Origin of the sequence: Loigolactobacillus backii, assembly GCF_001663675.1 — a bacterium.
Classification (GTDB): domain Bacteria; phylum Bacillota; class Bacilli; order Lactobacillales; family Lactobacillaceae; genus Loigolactobacillus; species Loigolactobacillus backii.
The window spans coordinates 1,501,956-1,526,715 of record NZ_CP014873.1; the positions used below are offsets into that span (position 1 = coordinate 1,501,956).

The 24,760-nt window shown below is 42.8% G+C and carries 22 protein-coding genes, 1 other RNA gene and 1 pseudogene; 16 read left to right on the forward strand and 8 right to left on the reverse strand.

From position 1 onward, the window contains the following. Positions 1-275: 275 nt before the first annotated feature. Complete coding sequence (locus AYR53_RS06655) at positions 276-962, reverse strand: hypothetical protein (RefSeq protein ID WP_068223055.1); 687 nt, start codon at positions 960-962, stop codon at positions 276-278. A gap of 453 nt (positions 963-1,415) precedes the next feature. Here AYR53_RS06655 and AYR53_RS06660 point away from each other — a divergent pair, with 453 nt between their 5' ends. The 6 genes from AYR53_RS06660 (at position 1,416) to AYR53_RS06685 (ending at position 7,670) form a co-directional block, all read left to right on the forward strand. After that, positions 1,416-1,673 carry a transposase gene (locus AYR53_RS06660; RefSeq protein ID WP_017866964.1) on the forward strand — a complete coding sequence of 86 codons (258 nt, stop codon included), beginning with the start codon at positions 1,416-1,418 and terminating at the stop codon, positions 1,671-1,673. Between the two features lie 35 nt (positions 1,674-1,708). Next, the gene (locus AYR53_RS06665; protein ID WP_167574658.1) at positions 1,709-2,020 is read left to right on the forward strand and encodes an IS3 family transposase; all 312 of its coding nucleotides are present in this window, start codon (positions 1,709-1,711) and stop codon (positions 2,018-2,020) included. 146 nt (positions 2,021-2,166) lie between these two features. Continuing rightward, a complete protein-coding gene (locus AYR53_RS06670; protein WP_068279064.1) occupies positions 2,167-3,477 on the forward strand; it encodes an IS1380 family transposase in 1,311 nt (436 codons plus the stop codon). Positions 3,478-3,665: 188 nt separating this feature from the next. Then, positions 3,666-4,226: an IS3 family transposase gene (locus tag AYR53_RS06675; protein ID WP_068281284.1), complete on the forward strand. Its 561-nt coding sequence runs from the start codon at positions 3,666-3,668 to the stop codon at positions 4,224-4,226. Positions 4,227-4,410: 184 nt separating this feature from the next. After that, entirely contained in the window at positions 4,411-7,098 is a 2,688-nt protein-coding gene (gene mprF / locus AYR53_RS06680) for a bifunctional lysylphosphatidylglycerol flippase/synthetase MprF (RefSeq protein WP_068223058.1), read from the forward strand. Between the two features lie 206 nt (positions 7,099-7,304). Next, positions 7,305-7,670: an iron-sulfur cluster biosynthesis family protein gene (locus AYR53_RS06685; protein ID WP_068223063.1), complete on the forward strand. Its 366-nt coding sequence runs from the start codon at positions 7,305-7,307 to the stop codon at positions 7,668-7,670. Positions 7,671-7,906: 236 nt separating this feature from the next. Here AYR53_RS06685 and nrdF read toward each other — a convergent pair whose 3' ends face one another. The 3 genes from nrdF to nrdH form a co-directional block, all read right to left on the reverse strand. Continuing rightward, on the reverse strand, positions 7,907-8,896 hold the full coding sequence (gene nrdF, locus AYR53_RS06690; protein WP_068281087.1) for a class 1b ribonucleoside-diphosphate reductase subunit beta: 990 nt from the start codon (positions 8,894-8,896) through the stop codon (positions 7,907-7,909). Between the two features lie 120 nt (positions 8,897-9,016). After that, complete coding sequence (gene nrdE, locus AYR53_RS06695; RefSeq protein ID WP_068281085.1) at positions 9,017-11,188, reverse strand: class 1b ribonucleoside-diphosphate reductase subunit alpha; 2,172 nt, start codon at positions 11,186-11,188, stop codon at positions 9,017-9,019. Between the two features lie 329 nt (positions 11,189-11,517). Beyond that, a complete protein-coding gene (gene nrdH, locus AYR53_RS06700) occupies positions 11,518-11,745 on the reverse strand; it encodes a glutaredoxin-like protein NrdH (RefSeq protein ID WP_068223071.1) in 228 nt (75 codons plus the stop codon). Positions 11,746-12,053: 308 nt separating this feature from the next. On the opposite strand from nrdH, the pseudogene AYR53_RS06705 reads away from it, so the two are divergent. The 4 genes and pseudogenes from AYR53_RS06705 (at position 12,054) to tadA (ending at position 14,754) form a co-directional block, all read left to right on the forward strand. Further along, a pseudogene (locus AYR53_RS06705) lies at positions 12,054-12,658 on the forward strand (class I SAM-dependent methyltransferase). Between the two features lie 252 nt (positions 12,659-12,910). Then, complete coding sequence (locus tag AYR53_RS06710; protein ID WP_068223074.1) at positions 12,911-13,249, forward strand: hypothetical protein; 339 nt, start codon at positions 12,911-12,913, stop codon at positions 13,247-13,249. 123 nt (positions 13,250-13,372) lie between these two features. Next, positions 13,373-14,221 carry an aldo/keto reductase gene (locus tag AYR53_RS06715; RefSeq protein ID WP_068223076.1) on the forward strand — a complete coding sequence of 283 codons (849 nt, stop codon included), beginning with the start codon at positions 13,373-13,375 and terminating at the stop codon, positions 14,219-14,221. Between the two features lie 26 nt (positions 14,222-14,247). Further along, a complete protein-coding gene (gene tadA, locus AYR53_RS06720; RefSeq protein WP_206602491.1) occupies positions 14,248-14,754 on the forward strand; it encodes a tRNA adenosine(34) deaminase TadA in 507 nt (168 codons plus the stop codon). 135 nt (positions 14,755-14,889) lie between these two features. Here tadA and AYR53_RS06725 read toward each other — a convergent pair whose 3' ends face one another. Beyond that, positions 14,890-15,570 (reverse strand): MgtC/SapB family protein, encoded by a 681-nt coding sequence (locus tag AYR53_RS06725; protein WP_068281283.1) that lies wholly within the window; start codon positions 15,568-15,570, stop codon positions 14,890-14,892. A 188-nt stretch (positions 15,571-15,758) separates the two neighbouring features. Further along, positions 15,759-17,069: an IS1380 family transposase gene (locus AYR53_RS06730; protein WP_068279064.1), complete on the reverse strand. Its 1,311-nt coding sequence runs from the start codon at positions 17,067-17,069 to the stop codon at positions 15,759-15,761. Positions 17,070-17,621: 552 nt separating this feature from the next. On the opposite strand from AYR53_RS06730, the gene apf reads away from it, so the two are divergent. Continuing rightward, entirely contained in the window at positions 17,622-18,575 is a 954-nt protein-coding gene (apf, locus tag AYR53_RS06735; RefSeq protein ID WP_068223079.1) for an aggregation-promoting factor, read from the forward strand. 76 nt (positions 18,576-18,651) lie between these two features. Here apf and AYR53_RS06740 read toward each other — a convergent pair whose 3' ends face one another. Next, a complete protein-coding gene (locus tag AYR53_RS06740; protein WP_238595646.1) occupies positions 18,652-19,530 on the reverse strand; it encodes an IS3 family transposase in 879 nt (292 codons plus the stop codon). Continuing rightward, positions 19,527-20,249 carry a helix-turn-helix domain-containing protein gene (locus tag AYR53_RS06745; RefSeq protein WP_057823861.1) on the reverse strand — a complete coding sequence of 241 codons (723 nt, stop codon included), beginning with the start codon at positions 20,247-20,249 and terminating at the stop codon, positions 19,527-19,529. Before AYR53_RS06745 ends, AYR53_RS06740 begins: the two co-directional genes overlap by 4 nt. 229 nt (positions 20,250-20,478) lie before the next feature. Here AYR53_RS06745 and ffs point away from each other — a divergent pair. The 5 genes from ffs (at position 20,479) to AYR53_RS06770 (ending at position 24,390) form a co-directional block, all read left to right on the forward strand. Beyond that, positions 20,479-20,575: signal recognition particle sRNA small type (gene ffs / locus AYR53_RS06750), an RNA gene on the forward strand. Positions 20,576-20,967: 392 nt separating this feature from the next. Beyond that, positions 20,968-22,695 carry a DNA polymerase III subunit gamma/tau gene (gene dnaX, locus AYR53_RS06755; RefSeq protein ID WP_068223084.1) on the forward strand — a complete coding sequence of 576 codons (1,728 nt, stop codon included), beginning with the start codon at positions 20,968-20,970 and terminating at the stop codon, positions 22,693-22,695. 345 nt (positions 22,696-23,040) lie between these two features. After that, a complete protein-coding gene (locus AYR53_RS06760; protein ID WP_178378335.1) occupies positions 23,041-23,358 on the forward strand; it encodes a YbaB/EbfC family nucleoid-associated protein in 318 nt (105 codons plus the stop codon). A gap of 154 nt (positions 23,359-23,512) precedes the next feature. After that, complete coding sequence (gene recR / locus AYR53_RS06765; protein WP_068281083.1) at positions 23,513-24,109, forward strand: recombination mediator RecR; 597 nt, start codon at positions 23,513-23,515, stop codon at positions 24,107-24,109. Between the two features lie 2 nt (positions 24,110-24,111). Continuing rightward, positions 24,112-24,390, forward strand: a complete 279-nt coding sequence (locus AYR53_RS06770) for a YaaL family protein (protein WP_068223093.1) — start codon at positions 24,112-24,114, stop codon at positions 24,388-24,390. Positions 24,391-24,760: the final 370 nt, after the last annotated feature.

Genomic DNA, 24,760 nt, shown 5'->3' on the forward strand with positions numbered 1-24,760 from the left:
TTGGAGTATGATTTGGTTTACTGTTAAAAGATCTGCCAAGTAATTTTGGGAGGTCTTTTTTGATTAATTCGAAATAAAAACTGGTATTAGTTATTTGTTAATACCAGAAGGTAGATCTAAATTAAAAAAGAACAGCTTTTTACTTAGACGCATCATTAAATGTGAAGAAGTTTAAAGAATAAGAGAATTGTTATTAGCGCGAAAAAAGGGTCGGAATTTTTTTATTTGAACAACTAAACTGATTATGATTTATGATAACTAAACGTTCCGGCAAGCTAAAATCCTGTACTATCTCGGTTAACCACAGTACCATTCGGGTAAACGTAGTAATCTAGGCCGTCGTACGAGCCGGCACCTGATTTTTGGTACGCTTCAATGGCCGAGCGGCGTTCGCCACGAATCCAGTAATAGGAGTTGCCGTTGGGGTCGGTCAGCATTTTGTTGTCACCGCTGGCCATGTAGGTCCAAGTTATTGGATCGCTTTGATCGCCGTTGCCAACTTTGGCTACTACGGCGGCTTCGGCCTGCTGGGGGCTACTAATCGTGTTGGTGTTTTGCGTTGCTGGTGTACTTGAGCTACTTGCGGAATAAGCAGAACTAGCGGCATTTGAATTATTATTAACTTTGTTATTAGAACTATCGTTAGCATTATTTTGCATCATGTTTTGTTGTTTTGCCGCGCTCTGCGAATTTTGTGCTGAGCTACTAATTGCTGCGGCCGATTGTGCGGCAGCCGCTGCTTTTCTAGACTCTTTTGAAGCCGCTGTGGCCTCTTTTTTTGCATTACGGGACATTTTTTTGGCGCTACTTATTGATTTTGCTTTGGCACGTGAAGCGCTGTTCATTTTTACGATGCTTTCAGAATGTGAGGCGCTATCCTTGTCCGCCGAGTCATTATGGCCACATGCTGCTAAGGTGAGAGTGGATAGCGTGATGATGCCTAAACTAACCAATTTTTTCATAATTTATTCCTCCAAATAAAATTATTGTTGTTTTTCGCCAAATAACGGTGGTTAACTGAACCGTCGTTGAACGAAAATGGTCTTTGTTCAATCCAAAATCAGTCTTACACGCAGTTCGTTCCCATTTTTGAAGCCTGGTGATTGACCAATTTTGAAAACTATCATTACTAATTTAATAGTAGCATGATTGAATGAAAGGTAAAATAACTATTTTAGGTGATAAGATAAATTCAAGTTTGTTTGCCGGATATTTAAAATAGAGCCACTTACGAAAGTAGCTTTAGTTTAGTGGTGCATTCTAAATGCATTCGGCAGATAAATTAGTAGCAACGCGTTAAAACACAATCATCTTATTTCGCAATACAGGTAATCTTAATTGCTAAAGTAGTGAAGGTAGTATGAAATCATGGACACGATTTAGTATAATTCCATAATAGGAAGGATTGTGTTTTTATGACCAAGAAAAAGTACTCAGTAGATTTTAGAAAAATGATTGTCAAGCTGTACCAGGATGGCGCCCCGGTAGCTGATCTTACAGACGAATATGGTGTATCAAATGTAACTATTTACAAATGGATTAATCTATATAAAGAAGACAAAGGAAGTGGAATTTCCAAATCAGATGTTTTAGCGTTGCAAAAACGTTTGAAACAGCTAGAAAGTGAGAATGACATCTTAAAAAAAGCCTTAACCATATTCGCCAAAAAGTAAACCCAGATGACTGGCAGACAGCCGTTGATATTAATTTGAAGCACCATAGTATCAAAGAAACCTGTAAAGTACTCTCAGTTCCACGCTCAACTTACTATGAACATCAGCAGAATCATGTATCGCCACAAGCCAAGCGTCGTAAGACACTTAGCCAGTCGATTAAACGCATTTACTTTAATTCTAGACGTATCTACGGGGCACCTAAAATTCTAAAAGCGTTACAAAAAGAAGGTAAGACTGCCAGTATTAAGCTAGTTCAACGATTAATGCGCCAAATGGGGTTAAAATCAATCACGCGCAAGAAGTGGCATTATCAACAAACTAATGACCTGAATTATTCACCATAAGTTCTCCAAGTACAGTGTCACCCCGGTATCATGGGCGGTACTGTGTTTTTTATTTTTCACCTTTTTAGTGCAGAAAAAGAACCTCCGATTTGGTATAGTTGATTCACCACAAGTCAGCTATCCACCCAAAGAAAGAGGTCCTTCTCATGGCAACTTTACCGGGAAAACGAGTTAATTTCAATCCTAAATTACATATTTCGCACACTGGTGGTGAACTTTCCACTGATGCTGGGCTAGTGTTGGTCAAAGAATTAATGGCGCAACTCAATTTCACGACCTTAGCGTATCAATTAGTCCATTTTGATGACCAGCGCCATTACGCTCGTTACAGCAACGTTAGTCTACTAGAACAGGTCGTGCTGCAGTTGATCGCCGGTTACCCGGCCGATCTAGCTGCCACCAGTTTGCGCAATGACCCCACATTTAAATTACTATTGGCACAACCGCAATTGGCCTCACAACCGTCATTATCCCGTTTTTGGCAACGCTGTGACGAGCAGACCATCACCTCATTACAAACGTTGAATCAAGCATTGCTTGACCAAGCGTGGACTGGCGCCAAGCAACAACAGCTGATCCTCGATATTGACTCGACTCACGCCGATACTCATGGTCATCAGGAAAAAACGGCCTTTAATGCGCATTACGGTACCACGGGTTACCATCCGCTGGTCGCTTTTGACGGGCAAACGGGCCACTGTTTAAAGGCTCAATTGCGCCCAGGTAATGTTTATACCAGTACGGATATTGCCCCCTTTATCACACCACTACTACAGCACTATCATCAAGTCAAACCGAACGCTGATATCTTGGTCCGCGGGGATAGTGGCTTTGCGACTCCAGAATTATACGAAACTTGTGAAGCCAACGACACTTTTTACTTGATCCGCCTGAAAGCCAATCGGCGGCTGAACCAACTGGCTGAACGTTTTGTTCAGATCAGTGATGAGCAGAATTGGACTGAGACCGAGGTCCATTATTATCGCGCGTCTTATCAAGCCCGATCATGGTCTAAGCCGCGCCAGATCTATATTAAATCAACTCGACCAGCTGGTGAATTGTTATTTCAACATGAATACCTCGTGTCCAATTTAACGAGTTTTGTCGCCGAAGATGCATTTCACGCCTATCACCAACGGGGTCAAATGGAAAACTATATCAAGGAAGCCAAGGCTGGCTTTTACCTGGATAAAATGACTAGCTCGCAATTTATACCAAATTATGCCCGCATGATGCTCAGTGTCCTCGCTTATAATTTAGTCAGCTTGATGCGCCAATTGTTGCCTGTACAACATCAGCGATTACAGGTTACAACCTTGCGCTTATGGCTGTTTAAAGTAGCGGGTAAGCTGGTGACCAGCGGCCGGCAACTTTATCTAAAATTAAGCCGCCACCACGTCTATCAGGATTTGTTTTATCAACTGTTAGCTCGAATCCAAGCGCTACAGTGGGGCTAAACTGGTGCAAAAAATCAAAAAAAGTCGGTTCGGCCAAGGGGCAAGTATGCTCAAAATTGAGGATCAAAAATTTATCCAGCCCCATAATTTGGTAGCCTTTAGCAAAAACAGTACATCTTGGTTTGACTACGCCATAGCAGCACGAGAATTGGTCCAAAATTGTGCGGTATGCCGATATTAAACCTCGTATGAATAATTCGGGTAATGATATTGATGCGACTGATTATTCAAATATACTCGCGCAAGATTTTCGTACAACCAGTCCAAATCAAAAGTGGTGTGCAGACATAACTTATATTCACACCAAAGCCAATGGCTGGTGTTATTTATCAAGCATTCAGGATTTATATTCACGTAAAATCATTGCCCATAAAATCAGCCGTCATATGACTGCTGATCTTGTGATCAGCACTTTTCAACAAGCCTTTGAAACTAGAAAGACGACTAATAACTTAATTGTGCATACCGATCTGGGTAGCCAGTACCGCAGTGCTGGCTTTGAACAGATCTTAGCGCAACACCATATTCGCCATTCTTATAGCAAGCGTGGCTGTCCCTATGACAATTCATGTTTGGAATCATTTCACGCCAGTTTGAAAAAAGAAGAGGTTTACCAACACCATTATCAGGATTTTGAAGAAGCAAATGCTGCAATATTCAGCTACATTGAGAGCTTTTATAACAGTGCTCGAATTCACAGTAGCATTGATTATTTAACTCCAAATGAAAAGGAAAAATTAGTCGCTTAAATTATACATAAAATGTGTCCAGATTCTTGACCTAAATCCATAGTTGTTGTGCGAAGCATTCGTTACTTTGGCTTACTACGCAAAACTTAACTGGTTTTTAGTTAAACTACAAGCGGGTTTGTTGAAAACTAGCGAACTTATTGCGATAATAGATGCATGACAAGAAGGAGCGGGTGGATTAGGTTTGAAGAAACTTAGAGTACTTTTTCGGCGTGTATTAGCATTTATCGAGAAGCGATTAACTATTTTAAAATCACTGTTTGTTTTATCAATGTTAGTATTCGTTATTTTTGAGATTGGTAACATCAGCCGGCAGTTAAATGGTCGCCAACTACGAGCAAGTCTGGCCACGCAAGATCCAGGCACACTTTTATTAATGTTAGTTGCTGGTTTTGTGGCTGTTTTGCCCATGCTAAATTATGATTTTACCATTGTCCAATTTCTACCAGGCGAATATAAAAAGCGGTATATCGTTAAATCTGGTTGGATTGTCAATACCTTTACGAATATTGCGGGCTTTGGTGGTTTTTTAGGGGCAACTTTACGGGCTAATTTTTATAGTAAACAGGCAACCCACAAGCAGGTTGTGTTTGCTATCTCAAAAATTGCTTTATTCCTACTATCTGGTTTGTCGTTATTATGTCTGGTTTCACTAGGCTTAATTTTTGGGTTTAATGTAGGTTCAGTCTATGGTCATTATTGGATTTGGTTAGTTGGTGGTGGGCTTTATTTTCCATTGTTGATGCTAGTCACTCATTTGCGGGATTCTAAGTTCTTTGCTGATTTACCACTCCGGCGTGAGCTACGTTTGACGATTGGCTCAAGTTTTGAATGGGGTTTTTGTGTACTCTTCTTTGTCTTTATTGGTTACTTACTTAAGGTTCCGGTCAATTTACCTAATGTGGTTCCCTTATTTGCGATTGCTTCGGTGATTGGCGTTGTTTCCATGCTACCTGGTGGTTTGGGAACTTTTGATGTTTTTATGATTATCGGGTTGGGCTTTATCGGCGTTGATCGTTCGACGGCAGTTATTTGGCTCTTATTCTACCGTCTGTTTTACTATATTTTTCCGTTTTTAGTGGGTGTTTTTCTTTTTATTCAGGATGCTGGACAACGACTGAACACCTTTTTGCAGGGATTGCCAAAATTAGTACTCCAGAAGACAGCCCACGGTATTTTAGTGATCTTCCTATATTTCTCTGGCGTAATGCTCTTAATTCTTTCGACGGTACCTAATTTTGCGCTAAATAACCGTTTATTTGCTCGTCTTTACCCGTATACCTTTGTTTTCTTAGATCAGGTTACGAATATCATTATGGCTTTCTTACTACTGGGATTTGCGCGGGGGATTGCGGCTAAGGTACAACGTGCCTACTATCCAACTTTGATTTTACTGGTAGTTGCGATTCTTAACACGTTGTGGCGTGATTTTTCATGGAAAATGGCGCTATTACTTGGCGTGATCTTAATCGCAACGATTTTTAGCAAGCATGAGTTATACCGTGAAAAAATGGCTTTGTCGTGGGGAAGTACTCTATTTGATTGGGTTTTATTTGCTGGATCCTTCATTGTTTACACAATTGTTGGGGTTTATAATCTGCCTCAATCGCCGCACCACGTTCACAAGGTACCAACCGCGTTATTTTTCCCGTCGGAACGTTTGTGGATCACTGGTTTTATTGGCATGCTGATTGCGGCCTTAGCGTTATTGGTTATTTATCAGTATTTAACTTATTCCCGGCGCCAACTGGCCGCGGCTTTTGATGAACAGCGTGTTCATCAGTTGATTAAAAAATTTGGTGGTAACGAGGTTTCGCACTTGGCTTATTTACGCGATAAGGAGCTTTATTTCTACCAAGTTGATGGTGAAGATCAAGTCATGTTCATGTACCAGCAAAAGGCCAATCGACTGATTGTTATGGGGGAGCCAGTCGGTAATCCCCAAGTGTTAACTACCGCTATTGAAAAGTTTATGGATGATGCGGATAGTCTCGGTTTTAGCCTCGTATTTTACGAAATTTCTAGTGAACTAACGATGCAATTACATGAGATTGGGTACGACTTCATTAAGATTGGTGAAGAAGGCTACGTTCGGTTGGCGGACTTTTCGTTAAGTGGTAAAAAGCGTAAGGCCGAGCGTACTTTGATGAACAAATTCAATCGCGAAGGCTATCAATTCCAACTGATTCAACCACCGTACACGGCCGAGCAATTCGCGAAACTACGCCGAATTTCTGATAGCTGGCTGGATGGACGGCATGAAGAAGGCTTTTCTTTAGGCTTTTTTGATGAATATTATCTGAATCGCACGCCAATCGCGGTAATTAGTGATAAGAATGGTCAGTGGGTCGCCTTCGCCAATTTGATGCCAATGAGTAACGGTGTTCTTTCGATTGATTTAATGCGCCATTTGAAGTCGGCGCCTTCAGGAATAATGGATGAGGTTTTCATTCATTTATTTCAAGAGGGTCAGGCACAAGATTATCAATCGTTTGACCTTGGGAACGCGCCACTTGCGAACGTTGGCGTTTCTAAGTACAGCTTTATTCAAGAACGACTAGCACACCTGGTTTACGAGTACGGCTACCGTTTTTATGGGTTCCAAGGCCTGCGTGCTTATAAAAATAAGTACGTGACCCAGTGGATACCCAAATACATTGCTTACAGTAAACACAGTTCTATTTTGTTTGTCCTGTTACAGATTATGTTGGTGGTTAATCAGAAGGTTAAGGCGCCCAAACACCGTCATTTATTGCTTATTCCACGCTTTTTACGGGTAGAACAACGCAAGGGACCAGATGAAACGTTGGCCGATTTGCGTAGTGGCCTGGGCAAGCATTTACCGCGAAAATCGCGTGATAAAACACAATAGTTGCTTTTTAGGTGTTAAAAATCGTAGACTGAAATTACGGTGAAAGTGTTTAAGAAAGCTCAATCTTATGAGATAGCGCTGAGGTTCAAATACAGTTACGGTAATTTAGGAGCAAACTTCACAACTAAGCAAATTGGTTGTATTCAATAATAAATTGCGTACAATATAATTTGTGAGGTATTAAAAAAGCAAAGGAGTGTTGGTTGATGAAATTAACAATTACGGATGCAGCAAAGCAGAAATTGGCAAATTATTTAGGCGCCGATAAGAAATTGATTCTTGATTTGGATGATGGTGTCGGCAAATATTCAAAGCTTGGCTCGTGCGCACTTAATCTGAGCTACCGGTTATTAGTTGTTGATCAGGACGAAGCGATTGGTGACGAGTACGGTGGAACAATTGATAGTACTGTCGGCCCAATTAACATCAAACCATATTCCAAAACCTATTTAGATGAAAATATGAAATTGGACGTTAATCCGCGCCTGAACACGCTAAGTTTATCTAGTGAAAGTGAACAAATGGATCCTAACGTTAATATTGTTGATATTAGCGCTGAATTGAACGTTTAATTTATCGAGTGGTGGAAAAGGTACAGGAAGTTGCTCTTTCAGTATTTTTCACCCAGGTTAAGCAGAAAAATACCGACAAAAATAAATTTTTCTGACTAGGCCTAATCGATTAACGAATTAAATAAAATAATCATAAAAAGCAGTACTGCAAAAGAAGAAGCGTCCGATATTATTAGACAGTTAAGTCTAATGGTGTAGGACGCTTCAAAGTTGCAGTACTGCTTTTGTGTTATCTTTTAGTCTTTTGGTTTTGGTTCTTTTGGTGCACCGACTGAATAATCGTCGTCTTTCATGGCCTCAACTTGGCCGAGGCGGTAACCATTACCAACTTGCGAGAAGAAGTCGTGGTTAGCTGTGGAAGTTGAAATTCCGTTCATGACGATCGGGTTGACGTCGGCCTCTGTGTCAGGAAAAAGCGCCGACTGGCCTAGATTCATCAACGCTTTATTGGCGTTATAACGCACAAAGGTCAAAACGTCTTCGGTCCAACCAACTTGATCGTAAAGTAAATGGGTGTATTTCTCTTCATTAGCGTAAAGTTTATACATGAAGTCGTATAACCAATCGCGCATACTATCTTGTTCATTTTTGGAAAGTTGATTGAAGCCTAACTGGAACTTGTAGCCAATGTAGGTGCCATGAACTGATTCGTCCCGCAAAATTAATTTAATAATTTCGGCCACGTTGGCTAGTTTGTTATTGCCTAGATAAAATAGTGGTGTATAAAAACCAGAGTAGAAAAGGCAAGTTTCAAGGAAGACGTTGGCCACTTTTTTCTTCAAAGGATCAACGGTGGTATCACGATAAATATCGTAGATCCAAGAAGCCTTATTTTGCAGGTATTCTTCGGTGTCACTCCAGTCGAAGATCTCGTTAATTTGGTCAGGTGTATTCAAGGTTGAAAAAATAGTTGAATAACTTTTGGCGTGGACAGATTCCATAAATTGGATGTTATTTAAAACGGCCGTTTCATGGGGGGTCCGCACATCTTGGCGCAAGGCGGCTAGGCCATCTTGTGATTGCAAGGTGTCTAAAAGAGTTAAACCGCCAAAAACGTGGCCAACAAGCCATTGGTGGGTATCATCTAAGGTACGCCAGTCATCTAAATCGTTGGAAACGGGAATTCGGGTATCTAACCAAAATTGCTCAGTTAATTTCTCCCAAGTTGCTTTATCAATTGCATCGGAAACGGCATTCCAGTTAATTGCGTCATATCTTTCCGTCATGTGAAACTTCCTTTCCATCTGTCGCGGAGTAGGTTCGTTACTCGAAAAAGAATAGGGACAAACAGTGTTGCCACCGTCTTTTGTCCCTATTACTTGTCTGTCAAACCAGTGTCATTGTAGCTAAATTACGCAGCTTTCGCAAGCATTGGAACCAATCTCATCTTCATCGTCGGTGTAGGTACGAATATAATAAATTGACTTGATTCCCTTGTTATAAGCGTAATTACGCAAAATATTAAGGTCACGAGTGGTCATTTTATTTGTGTCGCCATTTTTCCATTCGTAGAGACCTTCTGGAATAGTGGAGCGCATAAAGAGCGTCATGCTCATGCCCTGATCAACGTGTTGTTGGGCAGTGGCGTAAATATCAATTACGTGGCGCATGTCCATATCGTAGGCCGATGAATAGTAAGGCATTGTGTCGTTAGAAAGGTAAGGCGCTGGGTAATAAATCGTACCAATCTTCTTTTCTTGACGATCTTCAATTCGGTTAACGATTGGCTGCAAGCTAGCCGAGGTGTCGTTAATGTAAGAAATCGAGCCATTGGGTGCGACAGCCATTCGGTTTTGGTGGTACAAACCATCTTTCATGACCGCTGCCTTTAGTGCTTGCCAATCGGCTTTGGATGGAATGAAAATATCCTTGAAAAGTTCCTGAACCTTTTTCGTCTTTGGCTGCCAATCTTGGTTGACGTACTTATCAAAATAGCTGCCGTCAGCGTATTTGCTGTTTTCAAAGTTAACGAAAGTTTCGTGGCGTTCCCGGGCAATTTCGTTGGAAGCCTTTAACGTCCAGTAGTTTAATAGAAGGAAATAGATGTTGGTGAAGTCAAGGCTTTCTTGATCGCCGTACATCATGTGCTCCTTGGCAAAGTAGCTGTGCAGGCCCATTGCCCCTAAACCAATTGTGTGCGCCTTATGGTTACCATTTTGAATGGATGGAACAACGTCAATGTTTGAATTGTCAGTGACAAAAGTTAGGGCGCGAACCATGGTTTCAACGGAGTGGCCAAAGTCTTTTGCGTGCATCAAATTCGGGATGTTCGTTGAACCTAAGTTACAGCTAATGTCCGTTCCCAATTGATCGTAATTCTGTTCATTATTAACTTTTGAAGGGGTCTGAACTTGTAAAACTTCGGAACACAAATTACTCATGATAATTTTACCGTCAATTGGGTTAGCCCGGTTGGCCGTATCAACGTTGACGATGTAAGGATAACCGGATTCCTGTTGTAATTTACTGATTTCATTTTCCAGGTCACGAGCCTTAATTTTCTTATGCCGAATATCAGGGTTGGCGACCATTTTATCGTATTCTTTGGTGATATCAACGTAAGAAAATGGCTTGCCGTAAATTCGTTCAACGTCGTAGGGGCTAAACAAGTACATGTCAGCGTCCTTACGCGCCAATTCGTAAAATTTATCCGGCACAACTAAGCCCAGTGATAACGTCTTTAAACGATACTTTTCGTCGGCATTTTCTTTTTTAGCACCAAGAAAAGCGATTACGTCTGGGTGGAAGGCGTTTAGGTAAACGACTCCGGCACCTTGGCGCTGGCCTAATTGGTTAGAATAACTGAATGAATCCTCTAATAATTTCATGACCGGTAAAACGCCAGAAGCGGCACCTTCAACGTGCTTGATTGGATCGCCGGCCGCGCGTAGGTTGGTCAAAGTAATCCCAACACCGCCACCAATGCGAGAAAGTTGCAGGGCCGAGTTAATTGTTCGGCCGATTGAATTCATGTCGTCCGTAGTTTGGAGCAAGAAACAAGAAACCAATTCGCCACGACGAGCACGGCCGGCATTCAAAAAGCTGGGTGTTGCGGGTTGGTAGCGCTGGTGGATCATTTCATCGGCAATATCATGAGCCAATTTCTCATCACCAGCAGCGAAGTAGAGGGCGTTAAATAAAACCCGATCCTGAAAGCTTTCAAGGTAATATTCGCCGTCGTTAGTTTTTAAGGCGTACTGGGCGTAAAATTTATAAGCGGCCATGAATGACTTGAACTTAAAATTGGCGTCCTCCAAGTAATTGTGTAATTGATCAATGAAGTCGGCGGAGTAGTCGGCCAAGAAGGGCTTTTCTAGATATTGATGGTCGACTAAGAAGGAGATCTTAGCTTGAAAATTAGGGAAGACTTTAGTGTTTGGCACGACATTTTCACTTAAAAAGGCCTTTAAAGCTTCTTTATCCTTATTCAACGGGATTTGGCCGTCAACGGGGATGTTAATTTCATTATTTAAAGCGTAGTAAGAAACACTTTGCGGATCAATTGTTTTTAAAGACATTTGGACACCACTTTCTTAATGATCGATAGGGATTGAGCAAAAAATAGTTGGTTGTAAACCTGCTGGGAAAGTACTTCTAGTTAGTACTTTCCTGACTAGTTTAGTGGAAACGTGTTTGAAAAGGCTAATCCTCAGAATCTAACCGTCTTTTCAAACACTCTGAGCAAAAAATAAAAGGCACCCGGCGTTCCCGCAAGTGGTGCGAGAAACGTTGTGTCTTATGGTTTACGACGTTGCTAAGTTGGTTACTTATTGGAATCTGGTGCTATTATGATGTTTAAGCGGTAAAATGGCGTAAGCATAAGCGTTTGACCGCCACTTTTATCACTTTAAACTGCTAATTGGCGTAATTGGTCGGGGCGGAAGCCGGTGAAGCTGATGTCTGATGCTTCAATCACTGGTGTTGCTTGAAAGCCCTTTTCCCGCAGATAGTCGACGTATTCTGGTTCTTGATCAATATTGTGTTCTGTAAAAGGAATATTGTGCGAATTGAGGAAGCGTTCAGTCATCTTGCACTGCATGCAACCATTTTTTGTGTAAACTGTTAAGTTATTCATGTGGTTCACCTTTCTCTCTGGTACTTTTTGTTTATGTTCTTAGTATAACCAGTCACTTACAATAAATCAACAAAAAACACTATATTCGGTAGCTAAATTTAAAATAGCTACTAGATATAGTGTTGGCCGGAACTTCTGGCGATTCATGGTACAATTAGTTTACCACAAGCCATTTCGTTTGAGTATGTTTTGGGGGTCAAAAATGGTCGTTAGGTTGTCAATTTTGAGTCCAAAAGGGCGGCGACGTAGGCCTGATTCCTAAAAATAAAAATTTAATAAATTAATTATAGCTCCGGGGGAATTTAATCATGACAAATTATTATTATTCAGAAAATCCTGATGTGGTTCACGAAAAAAAGATTGGTCGTTTACGTTGCGAGGCCACGAATTTCATTTTGTAACTGATAATGGTGTGTTTTCAAAACGAACCGTTGATTTCGGGACACGCACCTTACTAGAAGCGTTTAGTTTTACTGACTTGCCTGCAGGTGATTTACTGGATGTGGGTGCCGGTTACGGCCCAATTGGGTTAGCGTTGGCCAAAGAGGCTCCTGAACGCCAAGTTGATCTGGTGGACGTCAATGAGCTGGCTTTATCATTGGCCCGGGAAAATGCCGCAAATAATCACGTGGCTAACGTTGCTATTTTCACTTCTGATCAATACGCAGCTGTAGAGAAGCAGTACGCGGCTATTTTATCCAATCCGCCGGTCCGGGCTGGTAAACAAGTCGTGACGGGGATTTTAGTTGGCGCCAAGGATCACTTACTGCCAGGGGGAACGTTAACGATTGTTTTACAGAAAAAACAGGGTGCACCTTCCGCCCAAAAAACGATGCAAGAAACCTTTGGCAACGCAACAATCGTGAAGAAAAATAAAGGTTACTATATTATTCAAAGTGTTAAGCAAGTATGAGTGCGCTTTAGTCCCCAAGGAAGCAAGATTATGGTACACTGAAATTAAGCATTACTGGATACTTTACTAGATCGGTTGGAAATTATTTTTCGGACTGATTCTGGTGGAAATGAAACGTGACTAAAAAGGCAACTCCTTGTGCTTAGCTACGATCGCCAAACGATACGCGAAGCGGATCGTTTGGTGGTCTAGGCTAATGCTCAGGGGCTGAACGCCTTTTTAGGCACTCTCTCTAATAAGGAGGCTGACTTTATGAAAACTGGTAGCAAAATTTTACTTGGTATTGGTATTACGACAACGCTTGCCGCAACCGGCGCCTATTTAGCAGCGGATGCCATTGTCGAACAAATTCAAACCCGTAGAAATCGGTATAAAGTGAAAACGTTCGTGCGGGACAACCTTAAGGGCAACGAGCGGATACTTGACCTCGTTGATCGAATTGACAACGATGATCTCAATCACTTGGTTAATGCGGTTGAAAAGTTAAGCAAAGTTCGCAATAAGGCTGGTGTGTACGTTGGCTCAGCAGGCAACGCAGCTAATGAATTGACTGCAACGTTGAAAGATTGGCTACACGAATACCGGCATTAAAATAATGGGCTCCCGAAAAGCTAATTGCTGCGGGAGCTCTTTTTGTCCCGTGCTTTAATGATCGCGGTGGCCCTAATCAGCGTTTATTTATCGTAGCAACTTTGTTTTGAAAGGAAGTTAAAAATGCGTTATCTAGATTTTAAGGGCGAGCGCTTGCCCGTCATTGGGATGGGAACTTGGCACATGGGCGACGATCCGAATAAACGCGGCGGAGAAATTCAGGCGCTGCGTTACGGCCTTGAGCACGGTAGCAATCTCATTGATACCGCGGAAATGTATGGGGACGGTCGTTCCGAAGAATTGGTCGGTGCGGCTATTAAGCCGTATACCCGGGAAAAATTATTTTTGGTTTCAAAATTCTATCCGCAAAACGCATCAATCAAGCGGATGAAGCAGAGTTTAACCGCCAGTTTGAAACGACTGCAAACGGACTACCTCGACCTTTATTTACTTCATTGGCGGGGGCAAGTTCCGTTAAAGGAAACAATTACCGGGCTGCGTCAATTACAGCAAGCGGGCAAGATTCGGCATTGGGGTGTCTCTAACTTTGATACAGCTGATATGTTAGAATTGTTTCAAGAAACTAACGGTGCGGACGTTTTTGCCAATGAAGATTTGTATAATTTGGCGGACCGCGGCGTGGAATACGATTTATTACCTTGGCAACTGAAAAATGGGGTTCCTTTTATTGCCTACTCGCCGATTGCCCAGGGGGATAGTCGAGGCCAGCAATTGACGGCTAATCCTGTGATTCAAAAAATTGCTAAGGCACACCAAATTACGTCGATGCAGCTTTTATTAGCGTGGACGATTCGGCAACCACAGCTGCTTGCGATTCCCCAAACTAGTCAGTGGAAACACATGCAGGCTAATTTGGCGGCGGCTGATGTCACGTTAACGCCGGCAGAAATAGTGCAGATTGACGCAGCCTTTCCGGCACCGACTAAAAAGCGGCCCTTGGCGATTATTTAATTAATAGTAGGAATGGAGTTAGGAATTTGGTATTTGAGCAAACTGAAAAAGAATTTTATATGCGTGAGGCCTTATTTGAAGCAAAAACGGCGGCCTTGATCGGTGAAGTGCCGATTGGGGCCGTTATTGTTTACCGCGGTGAAATTATTGGCCGTGGTCATAATTTGCGGGAACACAGCCAGGACGCAACGACCCACGCCGAAATTTTGGCGATTCAGGAGGCCTGCGCCACAATTCATAGTTGGCGTTTGGAGGATGCAGCAATTTTTGTCACCTTAGAACCTTGTCCGATGTGCAGCGGGGCAATTATTAATTCGCGCTTAAGTGAAGTCTATTACGGTGCCCCTGACCCAAAGGCAGGTACGGCGGGCACTTTCATGAATTTACTAACGGACGAGCGCTTTAACCACCAAGCTGAAGTGGAAGCCGGCGTTTTAGCAGATGACGCGGCGGGATTATTGCAGCAATTTTTCCGCCAAATTAGGGCTAAACGAAAGGCTAAAAAGAAGCAGAAGACAGAAAAACAGTCGTAGTTTGGCCGCCGAGCAATTCGGTAATCAAACTACGACTGTTTTCTGCGATTAAATATGCTTAAATCTTGTTGGCGTTGGTCACTTTTTGTCAATGATATTAAATTCGTGCTAGGGCTTACGGCCCTCGCTACAGGGTTAGTAATCAACACTCTGAATGGCCTCGTTTTCACCTAGTAGGCTCATCAAGCTGGCCACTTTGTAGTGAGGGGGTAGTTTGACGGCCAGTCTAATTTCGACTAGGTGGTGGCGTTGGCGTTCAATATGAAGGTTTAGCAATTCAATATTGTGTTGCTGTAACATTTTTTCCAAATTATTGATTGCTTCTGGTTGGTCCAACATTTCCAGTGAAAGTTGTTCGGCCACTGCATTGGGCAAAAATCGAAGCTGTTTGTGGAGTAAGATCTGAATGAGCAGCACTAAAAGTGTGGCGGAGATACCAACAACGTACAGGCGGGCACCAATGGCCATGCCGACTGCCGCGGTGGTCCAAATTCCGGCTGCGGTGGTGAGGCCGTTAATGCCTTGACGGCGAACTAAGATTGTTCCGGCACCTAAAAAACTAATCCCGCTGACAATTTGGGCGGCAATTCGGGAAGGGTCCAAGACGACATTTTTAACGTTAAGGACGTCAAAAAAACCATCTTTGGAAACAATCATGATCAAGGCGGCTCCTAACGCAACAATCATGTGGGTGCGGATACCGGCCTCTTTTAAACGATTTTTACGTTCATAGCCGATGGCAAAGCCGCACAATGCCGCCAGGATTAAACGTAGAACTAATTCTAACTGAGCAATAATAAATCCCGAATTATTCATACGAGGTTTAATATCGGCATACCGCACAATTTTGGACCAATTCTCGTGCTGCTATGGCGTAGTCAAACCAAGATGTACTGTTTTTGCTAAAGGCTACCAAATTATGGGGCTGGATAAATTTTTGATCCTCAATTTTGAGCATACTTGCCCCTTGGCCGAACCGACTTTTTTTGATTTTTTGCACCAGTTTAGCCCCACTGTAGCGCTTGGATTCGAGCTAACAGTTGATAAAACAAATCCTGATAGACGTGGTGGCGGCTTAATTTTAGATAAAGTTGCCGGCCGCTGGTCACCAGCTTACCCGCTACTTTAAACAGCCATAAGCGCAAGGTTGTAACCTGTAATCGCTGATGTTGTACAGGCAACAATTGGCGCATCAAGCTGACTAAATTATAAGCGAGGACACTGAGCATCATGCGGGCATAATTTGGTATAAATTGCGAGCTAGTCATTTTATCCAGGTAAAAGCCAGCCTTGGCTTCCTTGATATAGTTTTCCATTTGACCCCGTTGGTGATAGGCGTGAAATGCATCTTCGGCGACAAAACTCGTTAAATTGGACACGAGGTATTCATGTTGAAATAACAATTCACCAGCTGGTCGAGTTGATTTAATATAGATCTGGCGCGGCTTAGACCATGATCGGGCTTGATAAGACGCGCGATAATAATGGACCTCGGTCTCAGTCCAATTCTGCTCATCACTGATCTGAACAAAACGTTCAGCCAGTTGGTTCAGCCGCCGATTGGCTTTCAGGCGGATCAAGTAAAAAGTGTCGTTGGCTTCACAAGTTTCGTATAATTCTGGAGTCGCAAAGCCACTATCCCCGCGGACCAAGATATCAGCGTTCGGTTTGACTTGATGATAGTGCTGTAGTAGTGGTGTGATAAAGGGGGCAATATCCGTACTGGTATAAACATTACCTGGGCGCAATTGAGCCTTTAAACAGTGGCCCGTTTGCCCGTCAAAAGCGACCAGCGGATGGTAACCCGTGGTACCGTAATGCGCATTAAAGGCCGTTTTTTCCTGATGACCATGAGTATCGGCGTGAGTCGAGTCAATATCGAGGATCAGCTGTTGTTGCTTGGCGCCAGTCCACGCTTGGTCAAGCAATGCTTGATTCAACGTTTGTAATGAGGTGATGGTCTGCTCGTCACAGCGTTGCCAAAAACGGGATAATGACGGTTGTGAGGCCAATTGCGGTTGTGCCAATAGTAATTTAAATGTGGGGTCATTGCGCAAACTGGTGGCAGCTAGATCGGCCGGGTAACCGGCGATCAACTGCAGCACGACCTGTTCTAGTAGACTAACGTTGCTGTAACGAGCGTAATGGCGCTGGTCATCAAAATGGACTAATTGATACGCTAAGGTCGTGAAATTGAGTTGCGCCATTAATTCTTTGACCAACACTAGCCCAGCATCAGTGGAAAGTTCACCACCAGTGTGCGAAATATGTAATTTAGGATTGAAATTAACTCGTTTTCCCGGTAAAGTTGCCATGAGAAGGACCTCTTTCTTTGGGTGGATAGCTGACTTGTGGTGAATCAACTATACCAAATCGGAGGTTCTTTTTCTGCACTAAAAAGGTGAAAAATAAAAAACACAGTACCGCCCATGATACCGGGGTGACACTGTACTTGGAGAACTTATGGTGAATAATTCAGGATAAATGCTTGCAAAACGATCACACCCTAACTCTAAACGATACTTATAGTATAGTTTAAAGCGCTATCAAATGATATTAAGGACCTTTAATTTAGTCGATTTTAATCTTTTTTGATGATTATTCCGAAAAGTTTCACTTATTTTGGTACCAGAGCAGGTGCGCGCCGATGGGGTTGAAACGGCTTAGATAACAAACAGATGACAATATTACAATAAAAGGCCATTTTGTAACGTAACTGCTATTTACATGTTACAGAGCCCTGCTATACTTACGCCTGTTGAATGCATTTCGGTACCAATGGAATGCAAAGCAGAATTTCGTAATCAAATTTTGAAGTCAATCATAAATTAGGAGTGATTTTTATTTTATTAAGTAAACGTCTAAAAATGGTATTACTCACAACAGCCGGTGCCGCTGGTATCTTGATCGGTGGCGCTAAGGTCGCTGATGCAGCAGTCATTACTGCTAAGGTTGGCGACACGGTTTCTGATCTTGCCGAAGATTACAACACAACAATCGATTCAATTGAAACAGCTAATAACATCAATAAAACCACGCATTTAATCTATGCCGGTCAAAAATATAATATTCCAAGTAGTGCAGTTGCATCTACGGCAGCCGCTGCTCAGCCAAGTGCTGTTCAACAGCCTGCTAGTGCAGCACCAGTTTCACAGGCTGCACCAGTCAGTTCAGTTGCGCCTGCTGCTTCAGTGGCACCTGTCTCATCTGCAGCGCCAGTATCAGCCGTTGCAGCTTCTTCAGTTGCGCCAGTTAGTAGCGTTGCAGCTGTCAGTTCGGTTGCGCCAGTAAGCAGTACTGCACCAGTTAGTTCCGTTGCCCCAGTAAGCAGCGCAACGCCTGTTAGCTCAACTGCTCCTGTCAGTTCTGTTGCCCCAGCAAGCAGTACGGCCCCAGTTGGTTCAACTGCGCCAGTCTCATCTGCAGCGCCAGTTTCACAGGCTTCTAGTGTAGCTGCAACTAGTGCTGCTTCTGCCGTATCGGCTCCAGTAAGCACACAATCGACATACACTGCACCACAAGCACAGGCAACACAAAACACACAATCAACTGCTAGTTCAGCAACTAGTACTAATAACGCCGCTACTTCAACAAGTAGCTCCGAAGCTGCCGCTAAAGCTTGGATTGCTAACAAGGAATCTGGCGGTAATTATTCAGCAACTAACGGTCAGTATATCGGTAAGTATCAATTAAGTTCTTCATATTTAAATGGTGATTATTCGGCATCAAACCAAGAAGCTGTTGCTAACTCTTACGTCACTTCAACTTACGGTAGCTGGAGTAAGGCACAGTCATTCTGGGAAGCAAATGGTTGGTATTAATATTAATAAGTAAATTATTTTAAAAAGGCCAAGTGGCTCGGCTCCTGTCAAGAGGACAATCAAATAATTAAAGTGTTTATGCACATTCTTGAACGGCATGATTTCGATATTCTATCGGCGTCATGCCGTTTAATGTTACTTGAAGCCGCTCAAAGTTATACCAGCGAATAAACTCATTGATCTGAGCAAGTAATTCACTCTTTGATTGCGCCGTTCTGAACGCAAAAAATTCGTCCTTCATGTGACTCCAAAAGGATTCTATAGGACTGTTATCGCCAGGGGTACCCGCTCGTGACATACTATGATTGATGCCATGACCTGCTAGGAAAGTGTTGTATTCACCAGAGGTGTAGCTAGAACCCTGATCGCTGTGTAAAATGGCTGGTTTAATTGCATTTGTGTTCTCTAAAGCCAACCTGATCGTATCGGTAACTAACACCGATGTCTCAGTTTCGGCTACCTGCCAAGCAATAATACTATGATCATATAGATCCTTAATGGCGCTTAGGCGAAGCCGATACTGATTTCTAAGACCATATCTTAATTCGCTACAATCAGTTACCCAAATATGGTTAGCCTCATCTGGATGAAAATTATGACCCTTATCTGCATCATACAGAAGGTTAGCCGAGAGTTGCTCTTTATGTTCCTCATGTCGATCATGTTTCTTAACCCTGATAGATGCTTTGATTTCATTTTCGACCATTAATCGTCGCACTTTATTGTGTCCAACATGATACTTGGTATTCTTATTAACATACATTGTTAGACTCTCAACACCGTAGATATAGTTGTGTTGTTTCTCTAGCTCGATCATATACTTTACAACAGCTTGATCGTCGATCTGACGCTGACTTAGACCGTGATTTAACCACTTATAGTAACTTGATCGTGAAATTCCCGTATAGGTACACAAATAGCCGATATTATAAGGTTGATCGTTATCTGAATTCACTTCTTGTGTGAGTTCTTTAATAACTTGATATTTTTCTGTTTGAGGACATTCCTTCTCTCTAATTCTTGGATTTTTTCCCGCACGGCTAGCTCCGTTGAGAGCCGCATTACGCGGGCCTGAAGCCGTTTGTTTTCAAGCATTAATTTCTCGTTCTCAGTTAATTGACCATGATCTTCTTTCGCCTTACCACGACGATCCTCTAGGCCCATCGAACCATCTCGTTTGAACTTTCTAACCCAGGTATAGGCTTGTCCATATGAGACGTTAAATTTCTTTATAGCACCGACGTAGTCTAGATCATTGGCAATCACCCATTGTGCGATCTCAATTCGTTCAAGTTGAGTTGTTTTACGACCATCTCTCATATCGTTTTTCTCCCTAGTAGTTTCTAATGATTTACCACTAGTATACCGGGTTACCCACTGATATATAACTGCCACGTTAGGAATTTGATATTCTCTGGCCAATTGTGGATATGACGTGTGTCTTGTTAGATATTTTTGAACGATTTCCAGCTTTAGCTCGGTTGGATAACGGTGCGGCCAAGCTCGCTTTAATCCCGCTTCGCCATCTTTGTGATAACGTTGAACCCATTGCTGGATCTGTTCACCTTTAATATTGTACTGAGTGCCAACTGCGTTAGGAGTAATTCCCTGCTCCACTAAGCTAATACACGCCAGTTTTTCCTTCAATGTATAGCGGGAACCTTTTCTTCCCATAAAAAACTCCTTCCTAAGTGTACAAGCTTTGATTATTTGCTTGTCTACTTAAGTAGGAGTATAGCCAGTCTTGACTTGGCCTTTTTTTTGTGGTGTTCATGCTAAAAAATCCATGGCGTTGGACAAAAACCACTACCAAGGTCGTTTTGGTTGGCTGTCAAAAAGATTTCTGATTTTTCAGGTCTAGCACTAGCTTTTTTCGGAATAGTTTTGTATAATAATAGTTGCCGAAAGGCCTTGAGACAATGTTGCGCTTACGAATCGTGTCAGATTCGGAAGAAAGCAGCACTAAGTAGGATGTGGCATGTGTCTCTTGTTTTTTTGATGATAAACAAGCTCTTAGTTGAAAGTGACTAAGAGCTTTTAATTTGTGCTTAATTATAGCGGTGGAATTATTTTTTGAGATTATTTTGGCCAGCGTCTTTACTGTTAATCTGGTAAAAGGATGGCCATTTTGGCATTAGTTGCCACGTGGCGGAGGTCGTTTTACTTGGCTGATTAAGCTATACTAAAGACTGGTTCGATGATTGCTTTTTCAAACGCAGTACACTTGAATGGCTAGGAAAAAGCTAGTAAAATTATTTTTCAAACGCAATCCGGCTTGCCTGCCACCTAAAATTTTTAGAATGTTGTTTGAACTACTATTATTTGATCACTGAAATAAACTAACAAAATGATTAATTGGTGTCTGAAAGAATCATGAAAGGAGGACGTTAATTTGGCCTATCAAGCTTTATACCGTACTTGGCGGCCGCAGAAATTTGCGGATATTGTCGGGCAGGAGACGATTACGAAAACGTTGCGCAATGCGTTAATTGCTCAGCAGACTAGTCACGCTTATTTATTTACTGGTCCGCGGGGGACTGGTAAAACGTCGGCGGCAAAGATTTTGGCTAAGGCCATTAATTGTCCTAATTTGAAGAATGGCGAGCCTTGCAATGAATGTGAAACTTGTAAGGCGATTACGGCCGGTACGCTAAACGACGTCATTGAAATTGATGCGGCGTCGAATAATGGTGTTGACGAAATTCGCGATATTCGGGACAAGGCGAAATATGCGCCGACTGCGGCCAAATATAAAGTTTATATTATTGATGAAGTCCACATGTTGTCCACGGGCGCTTTTAATGCTTTACTGAAAACATTGGAGGAGCCGCCGGAACACGTTTTGTTCATTTTGGCGACAACTGAGCCGCATAAGGTACCGTTGACGATTATTTCCCGGACTCAGCGTTTTGATTTTCGGCGGATTAATAGCCAGGATATTTATCAGCGGATGGTGTACATTTTGCAGGAAAAAGAAGTCACTTTTGAGCCGGAAGCTTTGAAGGCCATCGCGAAGGCTGCAGAAGGTGGCATGCGGGATGCGCTGAGTATTTTGGATCAGGTTTTGTCCTTTAGTGATAATCACGTGACGTTGGACAATGCGTTGCAGGTGACTGGCAGTACAACACGGGCGCTGTTGGCTGATTACATGCAAACAATTCAGGATCAGGCAACGGCTAAGGCACTGGAAATTTTGCAGCAGTTGTTGGCTGCGGGCAAAGATGCCAGCCGCTTTATTGAAGATTTAATCGAATATAGTCGCGACTTGCTCCTTTACCAAAAAGCGCCGGAAATGGTGACTGAAATTGAAATGGGCAGCGTGGATGATCATTTTAAGGCGTTAAGTCAGAGCTTGGCGGCGACTACCTTATATGAAGTAATTGATATTTTAAATGATATGCAGCAGCAATTGCGCTTTACTAACCACCCAGATATCTACCTGGAAGTGGTTACCGTGAAATTGACCCAGCTTAAGGTGGCGGCGGTCACAGCCCAAGTGGATCAGCCAGAGGTGCAATCAAAGGCGACTTCACAGGCTGCACCAGAGGCAACGGTGGCGGCGTTACAGGCGCAAGTTAAGCAATTAACTCAGGCGGTCGATCAGTTGCAGTCAAGTGAAGGTCAGGCTGCACCAGTTGCAGCGACACCGCGGCCGGTGAAACGGACGACTACTCCGGCGCGGCACGCCAATCCAGCGGCCGTTTACCCAGTACTCGACCACGCAACAAAGGAAAATTTACAGCAGTTAAAGGGCGTTTGGCAAGATCTATTACAAACACTGTCCGTGCAGTACCGTGCCTTAATGCACGCTTCAGAGCCAGTGGCGGCCAGTCATGACGGCGTCGTTGTGTCCTTTGATAACGACTTTTTATTGGAACGAGCCAGCAATAACCCAGAAATGGTTGATGGCTTAGAAAACGGCCTGGATCGGCTGGTAGGCTATACACCTAAAATTATTTTTGTCCCTCAAGATGATTGGCCGAAAGTCCGCCAAGCCTACATTGAAGAGCACCATCGCGGTAAACAACCCAAGGCGGACGAAAAGCCACAAGTGACCCCAGTTGTTGAAAAGGCGACAGAATTGTTTGGTTCTGCTAATATTGAAGTTAAGGATGATTAGAGTGTTTGAAAAAGCGGTTAGATTCTGAGGATTAGCCTAAACAGACGAATTATCTGTGAAACAGATGATTTGGCTGTTGTAGCTAACCGCAGGAATCTGCTTTTTCAAACACGTTTCCACTAAAATAGTCAGGTGAATACTAGTAAAGACAGTTCGCAAACGCGGCCTAGGTTTCTTACACTATTTACTTAGCCCAAACGTGCCTAAAAAGGCAGGTTCCTGTGCTTAGCCTAGATTACCAAATAATTTATTTCATAAATTTTTCGATAATCTAGGCTAATGCGTGGAACCTGAGCGACTTTTGCGACACTCTTGATAAACTTGAAAGGATTGATTGATAAAATGATGCGTGGAATGGGTAATATGCAAGGTATGATGAAAAAGATGCAGAAAATGCAGAAGGAAATGGAACAGGCACAGAATGATTTAAACGGCACTGCTTTTACAGGTAAGGCCAGTGATGACGCGGTTGTCGTTACTTTTACTGGTGATAAGCAAATGACTGATATTTCGATTAAGCCTGAGGCCATTGATCCTGACGATCCTGATATGTTGCAGGATTTGATCATTATGGCCGTTAACAATGCAATGAACGAGATTGATACTAAGACGCAAGCTACCATGGGTAAATATAGCAAAGGTATGAATATTCCTGGAATGTAGTTATTGTGCGTGAAGAAGCGTGATCATATTTTGAGAATTAGGTTAACGGGTTACTTTTACTGGGCAACGGCTGAGACGACTGTTGTAATTAATTTTCAGAATCTGAACGCTTTTTTGGATGTGTTACCTATTTAGCAGAAGAGAGGACGAGGGCATGCAATATCCAGAACCGATTGCAAAATTGATTGAAAGCTACATGAAGTTGCCTGGTATCGGTAATAAAACGGCGACGCGGCTAGCTTTTTACACAATTAATATGCATAAAGATGATGTGACTGATTTTGCCAAGGCGCTGATTTCTGCCCAACGTGATCTGCATTATTGCAGTATTTGCGGTAACATCACCGAGGAGGATCCTTGTGCGATTTGCCAGGATAAATCCCGTGATCAAAGCGTTATTTTGGTGGTGGAAGAGCCCAAGGACATCATGACGATGGAAGGCATGCGCGAATATCATGGCTTGTACCACGTGTTGCACGGCGTTCTATCACCGATTGACGGCAAGGGCCCGGAAGATATCAACATTGCCGGATTGCTGAAGCGGCTTCAAAATGATCAGGCCAAAGAAGTGATCATCGCCACCAACGCTACTCCAGAGGGCGAAGCAACAGCAACGTACATGTCACGGCTGATTAAACCGGCGGGCATCAAGGTCACGCGGTTGGCCCATGGTTTATCAGTGGGCAGTGACATTGAATACGCCGACGAGATGACGTTACTTAAGGCAGTTGAAGGACGGCAGGAGATGTAAATATGGCCAGCAGTTTTCTTGGGCGCCACAAGGGTCGGTCTTCAAAGCTGATCAAAGAATATGATGAAAAGCTTTTGGCCCAAATCGCGATGGCAATGAAAAATTGGAATAAGGTAAAAGATAACTCAGATCGAGTTATTAATGCTGCAATTGATGATGAGCTATACTACCAGCGACAATTGGCCAGGGCCAAGTACCTCTACTTGTACCACGAGGCAAGATTGCGCGGGACAAAAAGCGATCAGTTAATGCCAGGAACAGAGAAAAAGTTTTTGGAATAAAAAAGAGCAAAAAAAAGAGCGGTAGATTCTGAGGATTAGCCTAAGTAGGCGCTTTGGCCGTGAAACGGCCGAAGTGACTGCTGTAGCTACTATTCCGCAATTGAGGATTATTACTAGCTTTGCTGACGATATCGATCGGACTAGGGTGAACCGAAGTCCGAATCGCAGCCTAATACGCTAATAATCTTGATGCTTCATACGTTGACCATTCAACTACTACTTCGCAATTAAGGTTAGTTATTTGCAAGAAACGCAAATAACTCATGATGCTACGAATGTTGTCTATTCTTGTGGCAAAGTTCATGCCGCAAGAACTAGCATGCCGAAAAACGCCAAGTTGAAACATGGCAACCGCAGGAATCTGCTCTTT

Bases quoted from the DNA above. Each gene is read 5' to 3' on its own strand.
- AYR53_RS06670 (WP_068279064.1), top strand. From the start codon at position 2,167: ATGGCAACTTTACCGGGAAAACGAGTTAATTTCAATCCTAAATTACAT.
- AYR53_RS06725 (WP_068281283.1), bottom strand. From the start codon at position 15,570: ATGAATAATTCGGGATTTATTATTGCTCAGTTAGAATTAGTTCTACGT.
- nrdE (WP_068281085.1), bottom strand. From the start codon at position 11,188: ATGTCTTTAAAAACAATTGATCCGCAAAGTGTTTCTTACTACGCTTTA.
- recR (WP_068281083.1), top strand. From the start codon at position 23,513: ATGCAATATCCAGAACCGATTGCAAAATTGATTGAAAGCTACATGAAG.
- AYR53_RS06660 (WP_017866964.1), top strand. From the start codon at position 1,416: ATGACCAAGAAAAAGTACTCAGTAGATTTTAGAAAAATGATTGTCAAG.
- AYR53_RS06730 (WP_068279064.1), bottom strand. From the start codon at position 17,069: ATGGCAACTTTACCGGGAAAACGAGTTAATTTCAATCCTAAATTACAT.
- AYR53_RS06770 (WP_068223093.1), top strand. From the start codon at position 24,112: ATGGCCAGCAGTTTTCTTGGGCGCCACAAGGGTCGGTCTTCAAAGCTG.
- AYR53_RS06685 (WP_068223063.1), top strand. From the start codon at position 7,305: ATGAAATTAACAATTACGGATGCAGCAAAGCAGAAATTGGCAAATTAT.
- AYR53_RS06745 (WP_057823861.1), bottom strand. From the start codon at position 20,249: ATGGGAAGAAAAGGTTCCCGCTATACATTGAAGGAAAAACTGGCGTGT.
- nrdH (WP_068223071.1), bottom strand. From the start codon at position 11,745: ATGAATAACTTAACAGTTTACACAAAAAATGGTTGCATGCAGTGCAAG.
- AYR53_RS06655 (WP_068223055.1), bottom strand. From the start codon at position 962: ATGAAAAAATTGGTTAGTTTAGGCATCATCACGCTATCCACTCTCACC.
- nrdF (WP_068281087.1), bottom strand. From the start codon at position 8,896: ATGACGGAAAGATATGACGCAATTAACTGGAATGCCGTTTCCGATGCA.
- AYR53_RS06710 (WP_068223074.1), top strand. From the start codon at position 12,911: ATGAAAACTGGTAGCAAAATTTTACTTGGTATTGGTATTACGACAACG.
- AYR53_RS06760 (WP_178378335.1), top strand. From the start codon at position 23,041: ATGCGTGGAATGGGTAATATGCAAGGTATGATGAAAAAGATGCAGAAA.
- AYR53_RS06715 (WP_068223076.1), top strand. From the start codon at position 13,373: ATGCGTTATCTAGATTTTAAGGGCGAGCGCTTGCCCGTCATTGGGATG.
- AYR53_RS06675 (WP_068281284.1), top strand. From the start codon at position 3,666: ATGAATAATTCGGGTAATGATATTGATGCGACTGATTATTCAAATATA.
- apf (WP_068223079.1), top strand. From the start codon at position 17,622: ATGGTATTACTCACAACAGCCGGTGCCGCTGGTATCTTGATCGGTGGC.